Here is a 17,036-nt window from a genome sequence, read left to right on the forward strand (position 1 = left end):
ATAGCCTGACTGTCGTAAACCGCATCTTCTGTGCCTTCGTCCGAAAGACCAAAGCACTGCTGCACAACGTACAAGCGAAGCATGCGTGGCAAACCAATGCTGGGACGCCCACGCTTGCCCGTGTTGTCTGCATAGAAGGGGGCAATCTGAGCTTCAAGCAAGGTCCAAGGCGTGAGCTGCTCAAGATCGCTGAGAAATCGATCGCGGCGTGTCAGCTTTTTCTTGCCGGCATATTCGGCTTCGGAAAAGGTTTTTTGCATGCGGCTGACTCAGGCGATGGGCTTCCCGCGATTGTGCCAGCCAAGAGAGCTGCTGAGGAATAAATCAGCGTTTCCCTAGCTATTTGCTCATCAACTAATTGCTGAATGTACACGGCGCACTCGGCTACATCGGCCTGCGCCACTTCGCGCTCGGGGCTGACGGAAACAATGTCGTACCACGCCGGCATTACCCAGCCGCCGTTGATGGTCACGGCACGCTCGGGTGCTTGGGGCAGCAAGCAGCGTAAGGCGATTGTTGCCGGCAGCTGGAGGCTGCTCAGCAGTGGCTCAAAATCGAAGCGGTCCGCACCAAGACCGTGCAGCCAGATCAGACAAGCGTTGGCAGTTGTTGCTGGCTCGATCACTAAGGGTGATGTGTTGAATGCAGACATGTGGCGTGGCCCTTGATTGGCTATGTGCGGTTATTGCGGCGCTGCTTAGGCGGTCAAATTCAGCATTGCGAAAAATGTCTGAAAATGTCGCATGGTTCTAAAAACCTTCCAAAAATGGCCTTTTTCTTCTTGCTGGCTGGGCGTAGGGTATAAAAGTTTAGCCATGGTATTAATGATTTTTGCTTGTGGATCAGTGTGTTAGCAAAGTCATTGAATCGAGGTTGGCAGGCTAATTGCCTGCTACCTAGGCTAAGCAGGTGGACGTGCTCTTACACGAGGGTAAACCACCGGCGATACGAGGGTTGTTGCGCATTGGGTAACACTGGGGGTGTTACAGCTGAGTGGCTTAGTGGCGTTTTTGTCGCTGGCAATGGGCGCAGCTCTGGTTGTGATCGAGTGCTTGCAGCGTGCTGCAGAAACTCAGTGGTTGTCTTGCCGTTTGCCTACCCCGGTCTAGACTCCCATGCAGGAATCCATTGCGAACACACCTTTTAGGCCCGCCCCACAAGGGCACGCAGTGGAGCCTTTCTCCATAAATGACAATAAGGATTGGAGGTACTAATGAAATTCGCCAAAACGACGTTGGCTGCTCTGGCTGCTGCGGTAACTCTGGGCGTATCCGTCCAGGCGCAGGCAGGTGCCACCCTGGACGCTATCACGGCTAAGGGTTTCGTTCAGTGCGGTATCAGTGACGGTCTGCCGGGCTTTTCTTACGCAGACTCGAAGGGCCAGTACGTGGGCATGGACGTTGACGTCTGCCGCGCCGTTGCTGCAGCTCTGTTCGGCGATGCCACTAAGGTGAAATACACCCCGTTGACCGCTAAGGAGCGTTTCACGGCGCTGCAGTCTGGCGAAGTTGACATGCTGTCGCGTAACACCACTTGGACCAGCTCGCGTGATGCGGCGATGGGCCTGAACTTTGCCGGCGTGAACTACTACGACGGTCAGGGTTTCTTGGTGAACAAGAAGCTGGGCGTGACCAGTGCTAAGGAACTCGACGGCGCTGCCGTGTGTATCCAAGCCGGTACCACCACTGAGCTGAACTTGGCCGACTACTTCCGTGCCAACAACATGAAGTACACCCCAATCACTTATGACAAGTCGGACGAAAGCGCCAAGGCGCTGGAAGCTGGCCGTTGCGACGTGCTGACCTCAGACCAGTCGCAGCTGTATGCACAGCGTATCAAGCTGGCCAAGCCGGATGACTACGTGGTGCTGCCGGAAGTGATTTCCAAAGAACCGCTGGGCCCCGCTGTGCGTCAAGGCGATGCCGACTGGTTCAACATCGTTAAGTGGACCCTGTTCGCAATGGTTAACGCCGAGGAAATGGGTGTGACCATGAGCAACGTGGAAGACTTGGCGAAGAGCTCCACCAACCCTGACGTACGTCGTCTGCTGGGTGCCGAAGGTGAGTTCGGTAAAGACCTCAAGCTGCCGAAAGATTGGGCAGTACAGATCGTTAAACAAGTGGGTAACTACGGCGAGTCCTTTGACCGCAACGTCGGTGCCGGCTCTGAGCTGAAAATTGCTCGCGGTCTGAACGACCTGTGGAACAAAGGCGGCCTGCAGTACGCTCCGCCGGTCCGCTAAGACCAAGCTCACCACTGCCGCCCTTGCGGCAGTGGTGCTTTTGGGCAGCACGGATGAGTAGCAACAGCCCAAACACGGTTTGTGTGGTGTTTGGGTCGTTGGCTACGCTGAGTCAGCGCTTCCCTTGGTTTTCTGGTTTTCGAGGGCTGCTATGCAACCTAATGCCAATAGCCCGCGTGTGACGGGGTCGCTACTCACCGACCCGAAGTTTCGCGCGTGGATCTTTCAGATACTGGCCGTCATCGCGGTGGTCGCCTTGGGCTGGTATCTCTTCAATAACACTCAGCACAACTTGCAAAGCCGCGGGATTTCTTCCGGTTTCGGCTTTATGGAGCAAAGTGCCGGGTTCGGGATTCTGCAATCCCTGATCGATTACACCGAGACAGACAGCTACGGTCGCGTGTTCGTGATCGGCCTGCTGAACACCTTGTTGGTGTCGGTTCTGGGAATTATCTTCGCTACTTTGCTGGGCTTTTTGTTGGGTGTGGCGCGTTTGTCGCACAACTGGCTGATCAGCAAGCTGGCGACGCTGTATATCGAGATTTTCCGTAATATCCCGCCGCTGTTGCAGATCTTCTTCTGGTACTTCGCGGTACTGCGCAACGTGCCGGGGCCACGGCAAAGTCTGGATGTGGGCGAGACGGTCTTCCTCAATATTCGCGGCCTGTACTTGCCATCGCCGACACCGACCGAAGGTTTTTGGGCGGCGCTGGTCGCGTTTTTAGTTGCCGTGGCGATCAGCATCTTTATCGGCATCAAAGCTAAGCAACGTCGCGAAGCCACTGGCCAGCGCTTCCCGGTGCTGATTACCACCTTGGCACTGGTGTTTGGCTTGCCAGCGGTGGTGGGGCTGATCTTTGGCAACCCGTTTATTTGGGAAATACCAGAGCTGAAAGGCTTTAACTTCCAAGGCGGGTTTGTGGTGATTCCTGAGTTGGTGGCGCTGACCATGGCGCTGTCGATCTACACCGCCGCCTTTATTGCCGAAATCGTTCGCGCGGGGATTATGTCCGTGAGTCACGGGCAAACCGAAGCGGCCGATTCGCTGGGGCTGCGCAAGGGCATCACCCTGCGTTTGGTGATCATTCCGCAGGCGCTGCGGGTGATTATTCCGCCGCTAACCAGCCAGTATTTGAACTTGGCGAAAAACTCGTCACTGGCGGCGGCCATTGGCTACCCCGACTTGGTGTCGCTGTTTGCCGGTACGGTGCTTAACCAAACCGGTCAGGCGATTGAAACCATCTCCATCACCATGAGCGTGTATCTGGCGATCAGCTTGGCGATTTCGCTGCTGATGAACTGGTACAACAAGCGCATGGCGTTGGTCGAGCGCTAAGGGGGCAGCATGCAAACTCATACCTTTAAGCCCGACCAGCCACCGCCAAGCATGTCGGTCGGTGTTGTGGCGTGGCTGCGTAGTAACTTGTTTTCCAACTGGTTTAACAGCCTGCTGACCTTGTTCGCGTTGTACTTGATTTGGCTGATGGTGCCGCCGGCACTGCAGTGGTCATTGTTCGATGCCAACTGGGTAGGTACGAGCCGTACCGACTGCACCGCCGATGGCGCGTGCTGGGTGTTTGTCAAAGAACACTTGGCGCAGTTTATGTACGGCTTCTACCCCGAACAGCTGCGCTGGCGGGTGGATTTAACCGCATGGGCGGCCATCATCGGTGCTGCGCCGCTGTTTATTCCGGTGATGCCGCGTAAAGCGCTGTATGGCGCCGCTTACTTGGTGATCTTCCCGCTGTTGGCCTTCTGGCTGATGTACGGCGGTTTTGGTCTCGATATCGTTGAGACCAGCCAGTGGGGCGGCTTGATGCTGACCTTAGTGATTGCCGTGGTGGGTATCTCCGGCGCGATGCCGTTGGGTATCTTGCTGGCGCTGGGGCGTCGCTCGGACATGCCAGCGATCCGCGTGCTGTGCGTGACCTTCATCGAGTTCTGGCGCGGTGTGCCGTTGATTACCGTGCTGTTCATGTCCTCGGTGATGCTGCCGTTCTTCCTGCCCGAGGGCATGAGCTTCGATAAGCTGCTGCGCGCGCTAATCGGCATCATCTTGTTCCAGTCGGCCTATATGGCTGAGGTGGTGCGCGGTGGTTTGCAGGCCATCCCCAAAGGCCAGTACGAAGCCGCCGCTGCGGTGGGCTTAGGTTACTGGCGCATGATGGGCTTGGTGATTCTGCCGCAGGCGCTGAAGCTGGTAATTCCCGGCATCGTGAACACCTTTATTGCGCTGTTTAAAGACACCAGTCTGGTCATCATCATTGGTCTTTTTGACCTGTTCACCATCATCCACCAAGCCACGGTTAACCCCGAATGGCTGGGCTTCGCGGTCGAAGGCTACGTGTTTGCCGCGTTGGTGTTCTGGATTTTCTGTTTTGGCATGTCCCGCTACAGCATGCACCTTGAGCGCAAGCTGCATACCGGGCACAAGCGTTAGGAGTCGGTCGTATGAGTGAAGCCGAGAAGAAGCAACAACAAGAACCTGCCATCATCATGCAGGGCGTCAACAAGTGGTACGGCCAGTTCCATGTGCTGAAAGACATCAATCTGCAAGTACAGCCGGGCGAGCGTATCGTTTTGTGCGGCCCGTCGGGCTCAGGTAAGTCGACCACCATTCGCTGCCTCAACCGTTTGGAAGAGCACCAGCAAGGCCGCATTGTGGTCGATGGTGTCGAGCTGACCTCTGACTTAAAGCAGATCGAAGCCATCCGCCGCGAAGTGGGCATGGTGTTCCAGCACTTCAACTTGTTCCCGCACTTAACCGTGCTGCAAAACTGCACGCTGGCGCCGATGTGGGTGCGCAAGATGCCCAAGCGCAAGGCCGAAGAAGTGGCCATGCATTTCTTGGAGCGCGTGCGCATTCCAGAGCAGGCGCATAAGTACCCAGGGCAGTTGTCCGGTGGTCAGCAGCAGCGTGTGGCGATTGCCCGTGCGCTGTGCATGAAGCCAAAAATCATGCTGTTCGACGAACCTACCTCAGCGCTAGACCCTGAGATGGTCAAAGAAGTACTCGATACCATGATCGAGTTGGCTGAAAGCGGCATGACCATGCTCTGCGTAACCCACGAAATGGGCTTTGCCCGTACCGTGGCGAACCGCGTGATCTTTATGGACCGTGGCGAGATTATCGAGCAGGCAGAGCCCAATACCTTCTTCGATAACCCGCAAAACGAGCGGACTAAGTTGTTCTTAGGGCAAATCTTGCACTAAGAATTTAGCCCTTTGCTGAAACAAAAAGCCCCGCTGCGATCCAGCGGGGCTTTTTATTGGTTGTGTATTTAAGTCGGCTTTAGCCGCGCTTAATTTGCGGCCGCACACCTATGGTGATCGGCACTTGCAGGGCTTGGCCATGCCGTTGCAGGGTGAGTTCCAGCACATCGCCGGGTTGGCTGCGGGCGATCTGGTTCATGGCTTTTTGCTCGTCGGTCACGGTTTTACCGGCAATCTTAAGCAGTACATCGCCGGGTTGGATGCCGGCTTGCGCCGCCGGGCTGCCGCGATAAATGCCAGCCACCACCACGCCGGTGGCTTGCTCAAGGCCAAAGGATTCGGCCAGCTCAGGTGTCAATGGCTGTACTTCGATACCCAGCCAGCCGCGAATCACTCGGCCGTTTTCGATGATCGACTCCATCACCGACAACGCCAGCTTAGTGGGGATGGCAAAGCCAATGCCCTGTGAGCCGCCGCTCTTACTGAAAATCGCCGTGTTAATGCCGATTAAATTGCCGTAGGCATCCACCAGCGCACCGCCGGAGTTGCCGGGGTTAATCGCCGCGTCGGTCTGAATAAAGTCTTCGTAGGTGTTTAGCCCCAGCTGGTGGCGGCCGGTGGCGCTGATAATGCCCATGGTCACGGTTTGCCCCACGCTAAACGGGTTGCCGATGGCTAAGGCGACATCGCCAATACGAATTTGGTCGGACTGACCGAGCGTCATGCTGGGGAGGTTATCAAGCTCGACTTGCAGCACGGCTAAGTCAGTTTCGGGGTCGCTGCCAATTAAGCGCGCCACGGTTTCGCGGCCATCGCGCAGGGCGACCACTATCTGCTCGGCGCCAGCAATCACATGGTTATTGGTCAGGATATGGCCTTGCGCGCTCATGATCACGCCGCTGCCGAGGCTCGACTCCAAGCGTTTTTGCTGCGAGGGGTTGTTATCGAACAGCTCTTGCAGCGGGGTTAAATTGCGCTGCGATGCAGTGACCAACTTGGTGGTGTATAGGTTGACCACCGCCGGTGCGGCTTGCTCAACCGCTTGGGCGTAACTGGTGGGGGCGCTTTGCAGGGCAGTCCAAGGATTAACTTGGCGTACCTCAACGGTATTGCTGTCGGTGTGCGCGGTTTGCGGCAGGTAATGGCTGATTAACAACGCAGCGAGTACGCCGCACACAGTGGGCCAGGCGAGCGCCTTGAGCATGGATTTCATGCGAGGTCCTTGGGCTTGTCGGGCTGAGGGATGGCCTTTAAGGTGGCGGCCATTATACGGATTAATTATGGCGCGCGCGTTTTGTCGCGTCACAGACACACGAGGATTCGCCATGGCCATCGCCCTCAGCCAACTCATTGCCGAAACCGATCAGCTGCTTGATGCGGCGCGCTTCAACGACTATTGCCCCAATGGTTTGCAGGTAGAAGGGCGGCCGTATGTGAGCAAGATTGTCTCGGGTGTCACCGCCAGCCAAGCCTTGGTGGATGCCGCCATTGAGGCCGAGGCCGATGTGCTGTTGGTCCATCACGGCTATTTCTGGAAAGGCGAAAACCCCTGCGTGACCGGCATGAAACAGCGCCGTTTAAAGGCCCTGCTAGACAACGACATTAGCTTAGTGGCTTACCACCTACCGCTGGATGTGCATGCCGAGCTAGGCAACAACGTGCAGTTGGCCAAGCGCCTAGGTTGGAGCATTGAAGGCGGGCTGGAGGCCGATAACCCGCGCTCAGTCGGTTTGGTGGGCGCACCGGCGCAAGTGCAAACCCCGCAGGAGTTGGCTGCGCAGTTAGCTCTGGCGCTGGGCCGTGAGCCCTTGTTGATTGCCGGCAGCCAACCGGTTCGCCGTTTAGCGTGGTGCACCGGCGCCGCGCAGGGTTACATCGACAAAGCTTTGGCCGCCGGGGTAGATGCCTTTATTACCGGCGAGGTGTCGGAGCCCACCGTGCACTTTGCCCGCGAGAACGACATCACCTTTATTGCTGCTGGCCATCACGCCACCGAGCGCTACGGCGTGCAGGCCTTGGGTGAGTACTTGGCACGCCACTTTGCCATTGCGCATGAGTTTATTGATTGCGCTAACCCGGTGTGATCTTGGGGTTATGCCTAGGCTATATCTTGATAGCTTTTTGATCTAAAAACCGATCTTATTAGAAGAAACAGCCTGTGTTAGAGTGCGCAGCACACTGGCACCGGCGTGCCTGCTTTATTCGCTTGCTTAACGAGAAGGCCATGGTCGACAAACTGACGCACCTCAAAGAGCTGGAAGCCGAAAGTATCCACATCATTCGTGAAGTGGCGGCTGAGTTCGATAACCCCGTGATGCTGTATTCCATCGGTAAAGATTCGGCGGTGATGCTGCATCTGGCGAAGAAAGCCTTCTTCCCCGGCAAGCTGCCGTTCCCGGTGCTGCACGTGGATACGCGCTGGAAATTCCAAGAGATGTATCAGTTCCGCTCACGCATGGCTGAGGAAATGGACCTCGACCTGCTGGTGCACATCAACCCCGATGGCGTCGCGCAGGACATGAACCCCTTCACCTACGGCAGTGCCAAGCACACCGACGTGATGAAGACCGAAGGCTTAAAGCAAGCGCTGGATAAATACGGCTTCGACGCCGCCTTTGGTGGCGCGCGCCGCGATGAAGAAAAATCCCGCGCTAAAGAGCGTGTGTACTCGTTCCGCGACAGCAAGCACCGTTGGGACCCAAAAAACCAGCGCCCCGAGCTGTGGAATGTGTACAACGGCAAGGTCAAGAAGGGCGAGTCGATCCGCGTGTTCCCGCTCTCCAACTGGACCGAACTGGACATCTGGCAATACATCTACCTCGAAGGCATTCCGATTGTGCCTCTGTACTACGCCGCCGAGCGCGAAGTGATCGAGAAGAACGGCACGCTGATCATGATCGACGACGAGCGCATTCTTGAGCACCTGTCGGACGAAGAAAAAGCCCGTATTACCAAGAAGATGGTGCGTTTCCGTACGCTGGGTTGCTACCCGCTGACCGGCGCGGTGGAGTCCACCGCCACCACACTGCCGGAGATTATTCAGGAGATGCTCCTGACCCGTACCTCCGAACGTCAGGGCCGGGTGATCGACCACGATGCCGCCGGCTCGATGGAAGAGAAAAAGCGCCAAGGTTACTTCTAAGGATTTCGCACCATGAGTCATCAGTCTGATTTGATCGGCCAGGACATCCTTGCCTACCTGGCCCAACACGAACGCAAAGAGCTGCTGCGCTTCTTAACCTGCGGCAACGTCGATGACGGCAAGAGCACCTTAATTGGTCGCCTGCTGCACGACTCAAAAATGATCTATGAAGATCATATGGAAGCCATCACCCGCGACTCGAAGAAAGTCGGCACCACCGGCGAAGAGGTCGACTTGGCCCTGCTGGTCGACGGCCTGCAAGCCGAGCGCGAGCAAGGCATCACCATCGACGTGGCGTACCGTTATTTCAGCACCGCCAAGCGCAAGTTCATCATCGCCGACACCCCCGGCCACGAGCAGTACACGCGCAACATGGCCACCGGTGCCTCGACCTGTGACTTGGCGATCATCTTGGTCGACGCCCGTTACGGCGTGCAGACGCAAACCCGTCGCCACAGCTTTATTGCCTCGCTGTTGGGCATCAAGCACTTGGTCGTGGCCGTCAACAAGATGGACCTGCTGGGCTTCGATCAGGCCGTGTTCGACAAGATTCAAGCCGATTATCTGGCCTTCGCCGATCAGCTAAACCTGAATAAATACGGCATCCAGTTCGTGCCCATGTCGGCGCTTAAAGGCGACAACGTGGTCAACCGCAGCGAACAAGCGCCGTGGTATCAGGGCCCGACCCTGATGGAGATTCTCGAAAGCGTCGAGATTGCCGCCGACCGTAACCTCACCGACATGCGCTTCCCGGTGCAGTACGTGAACCGCCCGAACCTGAACTTCCGTGGCTTCTGCGGCACCTTGGCCTCGGGCCTAGTGAACAAAGGCGACGAGGTGGTGGTGCTGCCGTCGGGCAAGTCCAGCCGTGTGAAGAGCATCGTGACTCACGATGGTGAGTTGGAGCAGGCCACCCCAGGGCAAGCGATTACCTTGACCCTGGAAGACGAGATCGACGTATCGCGCGGCGACATGCTGGTGCACGTTGATAACCGTCCGCAAATTGGCGATAGCTTCGAAGCTATGCTGGTGTGGATGGGTGAAGAACCCATGCGCCCAGGCAAAAAATACGATTTCAAGCGCGCCACCAGCTACGTGCCGGGCAGCATCCCGAGCATCGTGCATCGCGTGGATGTGAACACCTTGGAAGAAAGCGCCGCCAGCGAACTGGCGCTGAACGAGATTGGCAAGATCAAGGTCAGCCTGGACGCCCCGATTGCTTTCGACGGCTATGCGCAAAACCGCACCAGCGGTGCGTTTATCGTGATCGACCGTCTGACTAACGTCACCGTCGGCGCCGGCATGATCATCGCCGACCCGCTGGCTGGGCAGAACACCGCTGGCCATCACGGCAAGTCGGCGCATGTTTCCAGCGAAGAACGCGCCGCGCGCTTTGGTCAGCAGCCTGCCACTGTGCTGTTCTCGGGCCTCTCGGGCGCGGGTAAGAGCACCTTGGCTTATGCCGTCGAGCGCAAGCTGTTCGACATGGGCCGTGCCGTGTACGTGCTGGATGGCCAGAACCTGCGTAAAGACATCAACAAAGGTCTGGAGCAAGATCGCAGCGGCCGTAACGAAAACTGGCAGCGCGGCGCACGCATCGCCAAGCAGTTCAACGAAGCCGGTTTGATCAGTCTGTGTGCCTTCGTAGCGCCGAATGCCGAAGGCCGTGAAGCGGCCAAGGCGATTGTCGGTGCCGAGCGCCTGCTGACGGTGTACGTGCAAGCGTCGCCAGAGGCTTGCCGTGAGCGTGATCCGCAAGGCCTGTACGCCGCCGGTAAGGACAACATCCCCGGTGAGTCCTTCCCCTACGACGTGCCGCTGGATGCCGATCTGGTGATCGACACCCAAAGCACCAGCGTCGAAGAGGGCGTTAAGCAGGTACTGGCGGCGCTGAAAGCGCGCGGTAGTCTGTAACCGGATGTTGCCGAGCGCTGGTGTGTCTAACGCGCTCAGGTAAGCTGTTCTCCGGATGAAAGCCGCAGCCTTGTGCTGCGGCTTTTCTATGTCTGTTGCCTATTGAGGTTGGCCCGTGGAAGTCTTGATTCTGGTGCTGTTGATTGTGCTCAACGGTGTGTTTGCTATGTCGGAGATCGCCTTGGTGGCGGCGCGGCGCGCACGCCTGATGAAGCTCAGCGCCGATGGTGACGGCGGCGCGCGGGTGGCCTTAAAACTGGCCGAAGACCCGACGCGGTTTATGTCCACGGTGCAGATCGGCATCACCTCGATTGGCGTGCTTAACGGTATTTTTGGTGAGGCCGTGCTGGCCGCACCACTGGCGCAGTGGTTTATCGCCCAAGGCATGGCGGCGAAAACCGCCAGCGTGCTGGCCACGGTGTCTGTGGTGGTGGTAATTACCTACGTGTCGATTGTGGTCGGCGAGCTGGTGCCCAAACGTATCGGCCAGATGCAGGCCGAGCGCATCGCGCGGTTGGTGGCGCGGCCCATGCAGTGGCTGGCGTTTATCACTCGGCCGTTTGTCATGCTGCTTAGCGCCTCCACCCATGCGCTGCTGCGTTTGCTGGGCGTGGCGCAGCGCAAGGATGCCGGTGCCATCGAAGAAGAAATCCATGCCCTGCTCGATGAGGGCACCGAAAGCGGCGAAATTGAACGCCAGCAGCATACTATGTTGCGCAACGTGTTCCGCCTCGATGACCGCGAGCTGGGAACGCTGATGGTGCACCGTGCCGATATTCAGGCGGTGGATTTGCACAAGCCGCTGGCCGATAACTTGGCGGTGGTCGTGGCTGCGCCGCATGTGTGCTTTCCTGTGTGTGAGGGCGGGCTGGATCGCATTGTCGGCTTAGTGCAAAGCAAGCAAGTGCTGGCCTGTTTGGCCCAAGGGCAAACGCCAGACTTCGCCGCGCTGCTGCAACCGGGCGTGTTTGTGCCGGAAAGCCTCACCGCGCTGGAGCTGTTAGCGCGCTTTCAGCAAGACAACCTGAGCATGGCCTTCGTGGTGGGTGAGTACGGCGACTTCGTCGGCTTAGTCACCCTGCGTGATCTGCTTGAAGCGGTTACCGGCGAATTTACCCCCAGCAATCAAGATGACGCGTGGGCGCTGCAGCGCAGCGACGGCACCTGGCTGCTCGACGGCAGTATTCCCGTGCCCGAGCTGCAAGATTGCTTAGGCCTGCGCAGCCTGCCCGAGCAAGGGCAAACCCGTTACCACACCTTGGCAGGCCTGTTCATGGTGCTCGCCGGCCGCTTACCGCAAGAAGGCGACAGCGTGCACTGGCAGGGCTGGCAGCTGGAAGTGGTGGATATGGATGGGCGGCGTATCGATAAAGTGCTGGCCACGCCTGAGGCGCTTGCCGAGGAAGATTAAGGCTCGCCGTCGTGCGGCGAGAAACAGCACAGCCGATTGCGCCCGGCATCTTTGGCTTGATACAGGGCCTGATCGGCTTGTTTTAGTAACGCCTCTAGGGCTAGCGGCGTTTGGTTTTCCGCAAAACTTAAGCCGATACTAACAGTCAGAGGGGCGTAGGCTTGTTCTGCGCAGCTTTGCGCGATGCTTTCACGCAAGCGGTCGAGGCTTTCTTCGCCAATCAAGCGGCTTGGGCAGAGCATGCTAATGGCAAATTCTTCACCGCCCAAGCGCCCGAGAACGTCCTCTTGGCGAAGTCCCTGACGCAAGGCTTGGGCAACGTGCAGCAGGGCTTGATCGCCTACGTCGTGGCCGAATTGGTCATTGATGCGCTTGAAATGGTCTACATCCACAATCGCGACTGCTAAGCAGGACGCGCCCCGGCGCATGCGTGCCAGCTGCTGTTGGCTTTGCTCAAAGAAGGCTTTGCGATTGGCGAGTCCGGTTAGGGGATCTTCATGGGCCATGCGCAGTAGTTGTGTATTGCTTTGCCGGAGCGCTTCAGTGCGTTCGTTCAGTACATTCTGCAGTTCTTGTTTGAGGGTGCGTAGGTCGCTGTTGCGCTGCTCTAGTGCTGCCTCATAGTGCGTGCTTAAGGTGACGTCGCGCTCAATCGCGGCGAAGTGGGTCACCTCGCCAAAGCGATTTTTTAGCGGAATGATGTGCAGCTCTAGCCAATAAGGTTGGCCCGTTTTCGAGTAGTTAAGAATCTTCTCTTGGCAGGGCTCGCGGCGCTTAAGTGCGGCGTGAATCCGTGCTGTTGTGTCGCGATCGGTGTCTTTGCCTTGCAGGATGCGTGGCGTTTCGCCCAACACTTCTTTCGCGCTGTAACCGGTCAGTTGCTCGAAGGCTTTGTTGACGTAAACGATTTTCGGGCCAAAAGGGGCGTCGATGTTATCGGCCTCAGTGACCACCACGATATCTTGCGTGTTATGCAGGATGTCTTCGAATGAGAACAAATTCTTCTTGTCGGTGATGTCCACGAAGCTGACCACGATAAAACCGTGGCCATCACGCAGATCTCCCTCGCAGTAGGCGTTAACGCTGAACCACGAAATGTCTTGGTGCTGGCTATCCACCACGCCGAGCACTTCGTTGTACAAAGGTTGCTGGTTGCGTTGCACGCGGCTTACCGGATAGTCGTCTACCGGCAGCGTGTTGTTGTGCTCATCGATAAAGCGCCACTGCGGGTCTAGGGCGTCTTTACCGATGATTTGGTTGTAGGTCAGGCGCAACAGGCGCAGTGCCACCGGGTTGGCATAAACGATAGACGTATCGTGAGCATGAATGACGACGCCAATGTTGGCGTTTTCCAACAGGTTGAGCAGCTTGACGCGTTCTAGGCTCGGCACATTCATCGCTACGTCTCAAGACAATGGCCCTGTAAACACTATAGCTGCGTGTTCGACTGGCTAAGCGCCATTAGTCGTGCCGTCGATACTGCGCCGGCGTTTGCCCGGTGAGCTGTTTAAACACTTTGGCGAGGCTGGCGCGTTCTTGATAGCCGACCTGTTCGGCGATGTGTTCCAAGCTCATCTGGCCTTGGCGCAACAGGCTTTGTGCGGCGGCCACACGCAAGCGTTGCTGGTAAGCGCCGGGCGTCATGTTCAGGTGTTGGCGAAACAACCGCAGTAGGGTGCGCGTTGAGCAGTGGCAGGTCGCGGCCAGCTGCTCTAAGGCCAGGGGCTGCGCATAATGTTGCTGTAAGTACTGCTGGGCCTGAGCGAGCACGGGTTGGTCGTGTGCGGTGGCCGGCAGCAAGCTGCCAAAGCGTTGTTGGCTGCCGCGACCGTAATCAAACACCAGCAGATCGGCCACTTGCTGGGCGAGGGCGCTGCCGCCTTGGCGCGCAATCAGGTGCAGGCATAAGTCGAGCATGGCTTGCGCGCCGGCAGAGCTAAAGCGCTGGCCATCGGCGCAATACAGCGCATCGGCGCACACTTGCACGGCGGGAAAGTTCTGCCGCAGCTGTTCGGCCAACCGCCAATGGGTGGTCGCACGATGGCCATCGAATTGCCCAGCGGCGGCGAGCAGAAAGGCCCCGCTGCACAAGCTGGCGCGTTGTTGCGGGCTGTCGGCGGTCTGCCGCAGCCAGTCGATCAGTTGGCTTTGCGCGGCAATCACCCGCTCGGGGCGTGCGCCAATCGCGGGGATCAATAACAAGTCAGCGTCTGCCGCGCTGGGCAGTGCGCCGTCTACTGGCATCTGGCACCAATCCAGCGCCACTGGGAGCCCATCGTTACTCACGCGGCGCAGGGTGAACAGCGTGCGCCCTGCGCATTGGTTGGCCAGTTGCAGGGCATCTAAGGTCAGGCTGATGCTGGCGCTTAAGGTGTGCTGGGCAATCCAGATGGCAACGTGCATGGCTCAAGGCTGTGTGGCGAAATCAAACACAAGATAGTCAATAGCGACGCTATAGGCCAGCGCGAAAATCCGTCACACTGGTGCCCACTTTGCTTACTTAGCTCATTTCACAGGGCAGACGTTATGACTCAGCACCCGAATGCCGAACTCATCCAGCGCTTTTACAGCGCCTTTCAGCAGCTTGATAGCCGCAGTATGGCGACGTGTTATCACCCCCAGGTGCGTTTTAGCGACCCGGCGTTTCAGGGCCTGCAAGGCCAGGCCGCTGCGGGTATGTGGCACATGTTGTGTGCCCGCGCAGAGGACTTTTCCCTCACCTTTGAGGTGCTACAGGCCGATAGCCAACAAGGCCGGGCGCGTTGGGTGGCCAGCTATCGCTTTAGCCAAACCGGGCGGCGTGTGGTGAATCACATTGAAGCCGAGTTTCGTTTCGCCGATGGCTTGATCATCGAACACCGTGATCACTTCAATCTGTGGCGCTGGAGTGCTCAAGCACTGGGCCTTAAGGGGCTTTTGCTGGGTTGGCTGCCGCCGGTGCAAAAGGCCATCAGCACTAAAGCCATGGCCGGCTTGGCGCAGTGGCAGCGTGCTCAGTAGGCCAACGCTAAGGCATAAGCTGGTAGGCTGTCGGGCACACCTCACAGCCAAGGATGTGCCCATGATTACCCTCTATCAGTTTCCCGCTGCGTTTGGTTTGCCGAATCCCAGTGCGTTTTGCTTAAAGCTGGAAACCTTTTTGCGCTTGGCCGGCTTGCCCTATCAGGTCAAAGACCTTACCGATCCGCGTAAAGCGCCCAAAGCCAAGCTGCCGATGATTGATTTGGATGGCGAGCGCCTGTGCGACTCGGCGCATATCCAAGCGCGCTTGACGAGCCAGTTTAAGCTTGAACTCGACGCCCAGCGCAGCCCCCAACAGCGCGGCCAAGATGTGGCCCTGACACGCCTGTTGGATGAACATTTCTACTGGTTGGTGGTGTACTTCCGCTGGCTGGACGATGACGCGTGGCCGCGCCTGTGCCCGCAGTTTTTTGGCCATCTTCCCGCGCCGCTAAAATGGCTGGTGCCGAAAGTGGCGCGTGCGCAGGTGCGCCGCGACCTGCAAGGGCAGGGCTTGGGGCGGCATAGCCCGGCAGAGCTGTTGGCGTTTGCCCGTAGCGACCTGCAAGCCTGTGCCGACTTGCTCGGCGAGCAGGCGTTTTTCGGCGGGCAAGCCCCGTCTAGTGTGGATGCCTGCGCTTACGGCCATCTGGCCAACGCATTGACGAGCAGCTTTAAAACCCCGTTGGATGCGCTGGGCAGCGAATTCCCCACCCTCACGGCGTACTGCCAACGCATGCAGGCGCGTCTGTGGCCGTAACGTGGTACGTGTATCTGGTGCGGGCGCAGAACAACGCTTTGTACTGCGGCATCAGCCCCGACCCGGATAAGCGCTTCGCCCAGCACCAAAGCGGGCGCGGCGCGCGCTTTTTTGCCACCAGCCCCGCGCAGGCTTTGGTGTACCGCGAAGCCTGCGCGGATAAATCCACCGCGTTAAAGCGCGAGCGGGCGATTAAAGCGCTAAAAAAAGCCGCCAAAGAGGCGTTAGTGCTGTCCGCTGCTAATGGATTTACAGCACCTTAAGTCACTCGCGGCGGTAGTCTGTGCGGCCATGGACATGGTTATGCCGGGCTATTTTTCCTGCCGCGCGACGCGGCTTAAGCGGTCAGTCGCGCTATGCTCAGGCTTTCTGGCTAAAGGATGCCCGCCATGCATGAGTTGATTTTGCATCACTACCCGCAATCGCCGTTTGCCGAGAAGGCCCGGTTACTGTTGGGCTTTAAGCAGCTGTCGTGGCGTTCGGTGCTGATCCCGCCGATCATGCCCAAGCCGGATCTCACCGCGCTGACTGGCGGCTACCGCAAGACTCCGGTGCTGCAAGTGGGCGCCGATATTTATTGTGATACGGCGTTAATCGCCCGGCGTTTGGAGGCGGAAAAACACACCCCCGCGCTGTTCCCCGAAGGGCAGGAGCTTGCTGTCAGCGCCATGGCCGCTTGGGCCGATTCGACGTTGTTTCTGCATGCAGTGGCGCTGGCCTTTCAACCCGAGGCCATCGCTTTGCGTATGGCCAGCATGCCGCCAGAGATGGCGCAGGCGTTTATCAAAGACCGCCAAGGCTTGTTCAGTGGCGGCAGTGCGCAGCGGGTGCCGCTAGAGCAGGCCAAGCAGCACTGGCCCACTTTTATGCAGCGTCTTAGCCAGCAATTAGCACGTGGGGCCGGGGATTATCTGCTGGGCGAGCCAAGCTTGGCGGATATCGCCATGGCACACCCGGTGTGGTTCCTCATGCAAAACCCAGTCACCGCGCCGTTGGTGGATGGCGATGAGACCATCAATGCTTGGTACCAGCGGGTGATGGCCTTTGGGCATGGTGCGTTCGAGCCGCTTAAAGGCGACGAGGCGGTGGCGATTGCCGCGCAGGCGACCCCGCAAGCCTTGCCTGATACGCCAGTATGGCCTTTGCCGGGCGTTACGCTGGGGCAAACCGTGCAGGTTGCGGCCAGCGATTACGGGGTGGATGCGGTGAGCGGCGAACTGCTGCATGCTGATAGCGAAAGCCTGATTATTCGCCGCACCGACGAGCGCGCCGGCACTGTGCATGTGCACTTTCCGCGGATCAATTTTGTCGTAACGCCAGCGAACTAAAAAGGCTGGGCAAACCGGCACGGCTA

At 58.2% G+C, this 17,036-nt stretch carries 17 protein-coding genes; 12 read left to right on the forward strand and 5 right to left on the reverse strand.

The annotated features are described in order from the left end of the window. Both BMX80_RS15900 and BMX80_RS15905 read right to left on the reverse strand, forming a co-directional pair. Positions 1 to 260: transposase (locus BMX80_RS15900; RefSeq protein WP_139214142.1), on the reverse strand; the 260-nt coding region annotated here is incomplete at its 3' end. After that, on the reverse strand, positions 212 to 652 hold the full coding sequence (locus tag BMX80_RS15905; protein ID WP_074870387.1) for an alpha/beta hydrolase family protein: 441 nt from the start codon (positions 650 to 652) through the stop codon (positions 212 to 214). The genes BMX80_RS15900 and BMX80_RS15905, both read right to left, overlap by 49 nt. 561 nt (positions 653 to 1,213) lie before the next feature. Here BMX80_RS15905 and BMX80_RS15910 point away from each other — a divergent pair. The 4 genes from BMX80_RS15910 (at position 1,214) to BMX80_RS15925 (ending at position 5,455) form a co-directional block, all read left to right on the forward strand. Next, a complete protein-coding gene (locus tag BMX80_RS15910; protein ID WP_074870389.1) occupies positions 1,214 to 2,242 on the forward strand; it encodes an amino acid ABC transporter substrate-binding protein in 1,029 nt (342 codons plus the stop codon). Positions 2,243 to 2,393: 151 nt separating this feature from the next. Further along, the gene (locus BMX80_RS15915) at positions 2,394 to 3,578 is read left to right on the forward strand and encodes an amino acid ABC transporter permease (protein WP_074870391.1); all 1,185 of its coding nucleotides are present in this window, start codon (positions 2,394 to 2,396) and stop codon (positions 3,576 to 3,578) included. Positions 3,579 to 3,587: 9 nt separating this feature from the next. Then, the gene (locus BMX80_RS15920) at positions 3,588 to 4,682 is read left to right on the forward strand and encodes an amino acid ABC transporter permease (RefSeq protein ID WP_071872022.1); all 1,095 of its coding nucleotides are present in this window, start codon (positions 3,588 to 3,590) and stop codon (positions 4,680 to 4,682) included. A gap of 11 nt (positions 4,683 to 4,693) precedes the next feature. Further along, entirely contained in the window at positions 4,694 to 5,455 is a 762-nt protein-coding gene (locus BMX80_RS15925) for an amino acid ABC transporter ATP-binding protein (RefSeq protein ID WP_074870393.1), read from the forward strand. A 79-nt stretch (positions 5,456 to 5,534) separates the two neighbouring features. Here BMX80_RS15925 and BMX80_RS15930 read toward each other — a convergent pair whose 3' ends face one another. Next, positions 5,535 to 6,668 (reverse strand): S1C family serine protease, encoded by a 1,134-nt coding sequence (locus BMX80_RS15930; protein ID WP_074870394.1) that lies wholly within the window; start codon positions 6,666 to 6,668, stop codon positions 5,535 to 5,537. A gap of 112 nt (positions 6,669 to 6,780) precedes the next feature. Between BMX80_RS15930 and BMX80_RS15935 the strand changes: the two genes are divergently transcribed. From BMX80_RS15935 to BMX80_RS15950, 4 genes are all read left to right on the forward strand, one after another. Then, positions 6,781 to 7,539, forward strand: coding sequence for a Nif3-like dinuclear metal center hexameric protein (locus tag BMX80_RS15935; RefSeq protein ID WP_074870396.1), 759 nt, complete (start codon positions 6,781 to 6,783; stop codon positions 7,537 to 7,539). Positions 7,540 to 7,679: 140 nt separating this feature from the next. Then, positions 7,680 to 8,597 carry a sulfate adenylyltransferase subunit CysD gene (gene cysD / locus BMX80_RS15940; protein WP_071872150.1) on the forward strand — a complete coding sequence of 306 codons (918 nt, stop codon included), beginning with the start codon at positions 7,680 to 7,682 and terminating at the stop codon, positions 8,595 to 8,597. A 12-nt stretch (positions 8,598 to 8,609) separates the two neighbouring features. Continuing rightward, complete coding sequence (gene cysN / locus BMX80_RS15945; RefSeq protein ID WP_074870398.1) at positions 8,610 to 10,511, forward strand: sulfate adenylyltransferase subunit CysN; 1,902 nt, start codon at positions 8,610 to 8,612, stop codon at positions 10,509 to 10,511. A gap of 115 nt (positions 10,512 to 10,626) precedes the next feature. After that, on the forward strand, positions 10,627 to 11,922 hold the full coding sequence (locus BMX80_RS15950; RefSeq protein ID WP_074870400.1) for a hemolysin family protein: 1,296 nt from the start codon (positions 10,627 to 10,629) through the stop codon (positions 11,920 to 11,922). Here the strand turns inward: BMX80_RS15950 and BMX80_RS15955 are convergent. Both BMX80_RS15955 and BMX80_RS15960 read right to left on the reverse strand, forming a co-directional pair. Beyond that, entirely contained in the window at positions 11,919 to 13,319 is a 1,401-nt protein-coding gene (locus BMX80_RS15955) for a sensor domain-containing diguanylate cyclase (RefSeq protein ID WP_074870403.1), read from the reverse strand. The genes BMX80_RS15950 and BMX80_RS15955 overlap by 4 nt on opposite strands. 64 nt (positions 13,320 to 13,383) lie before the next feature. After that, on the reverse strand, positions 13,384 to 14,325 hold the full coding sequence (locus tag BMX80_RS15960) for a GlxA family transcriptional regulator (RefSeq protein WP_074870404.1): 942 nt from the start codon (positions 14,323 to 14,325) through the stop codon (positions 13,384 to 13,386). 123 nt (positions 14,326 to 14,448) lie between these two features. On the opposite strand from BMX80_RS15960, the gene BMX80_RS15965 reads away from it, so the two are divergent. From BMX80_RS15965 to BMX80_RS15980, 4 genes are all read left to right on the forward strand, one after another. Beyond that, positions 14,449 to 14,922: a nuclear transport factor 2 family protein gene (locus BMX80_RS15965; protein ID WP_074870406.1), complete on the forward strand. Its 474-nt coding sequence runs from the start codon at positions 14,449 to 14,451 to the stop codon at positions 14,920 to 14,922. Between the two features lie 61 nt (positions 14,923 to 14,983). Beyond that, positions 14,984 to 15,682, forward strand: a complete 699-nt coding sequence (locus tag BMX80_RS15970) for a glutathione S-transferase family protein (protein WP_071872031.1) — start codon at positions 14,984 to 14,986, stop codon at positions 15,680 to 15,682. Continuing rightward, positions 15,673 to 15,945: a GIY-YIG nuclease family protein gene (locus BMX80_RS15975; RefSeq protein ID WP_235821662.1), complete on the forward strand. Its 273-nt coding sequence runs from the start codon at positions 15,673 to 15,675 to the stop codon at positions 15,943 to 15,945. The genes BMX80_RS15970 and BMX80_RS15975 overlap by 10 nt, the downstream gene beginning before the upstream one ends. 126 nt (positions 15,946 to 16,071) lie before the next feature. Beyond that, positions 16,072 to 17,010, forward strand: coding sequence for a glutathione S-transferase family protein (locus tag BMX80_RS15980; protein ID WP_074870409.1), 939 nt, complete (start codon positions 16,072 to 16,074; stop codon positions 17,008 to 17,010). Positions 17,011 to 17,036: the final 26 nt, after the last annotated feature.

It is taken from the genome of Atopomonas hussainii (assembly GCF_900109735.1).
Taxonomy (GTDB): Bacteria; Pseudomonadota; Gammaproteobacteria; order Pseudomonadales; family Pseudomonadaceae; genus Atopomonas; species Atopomonas hussainii.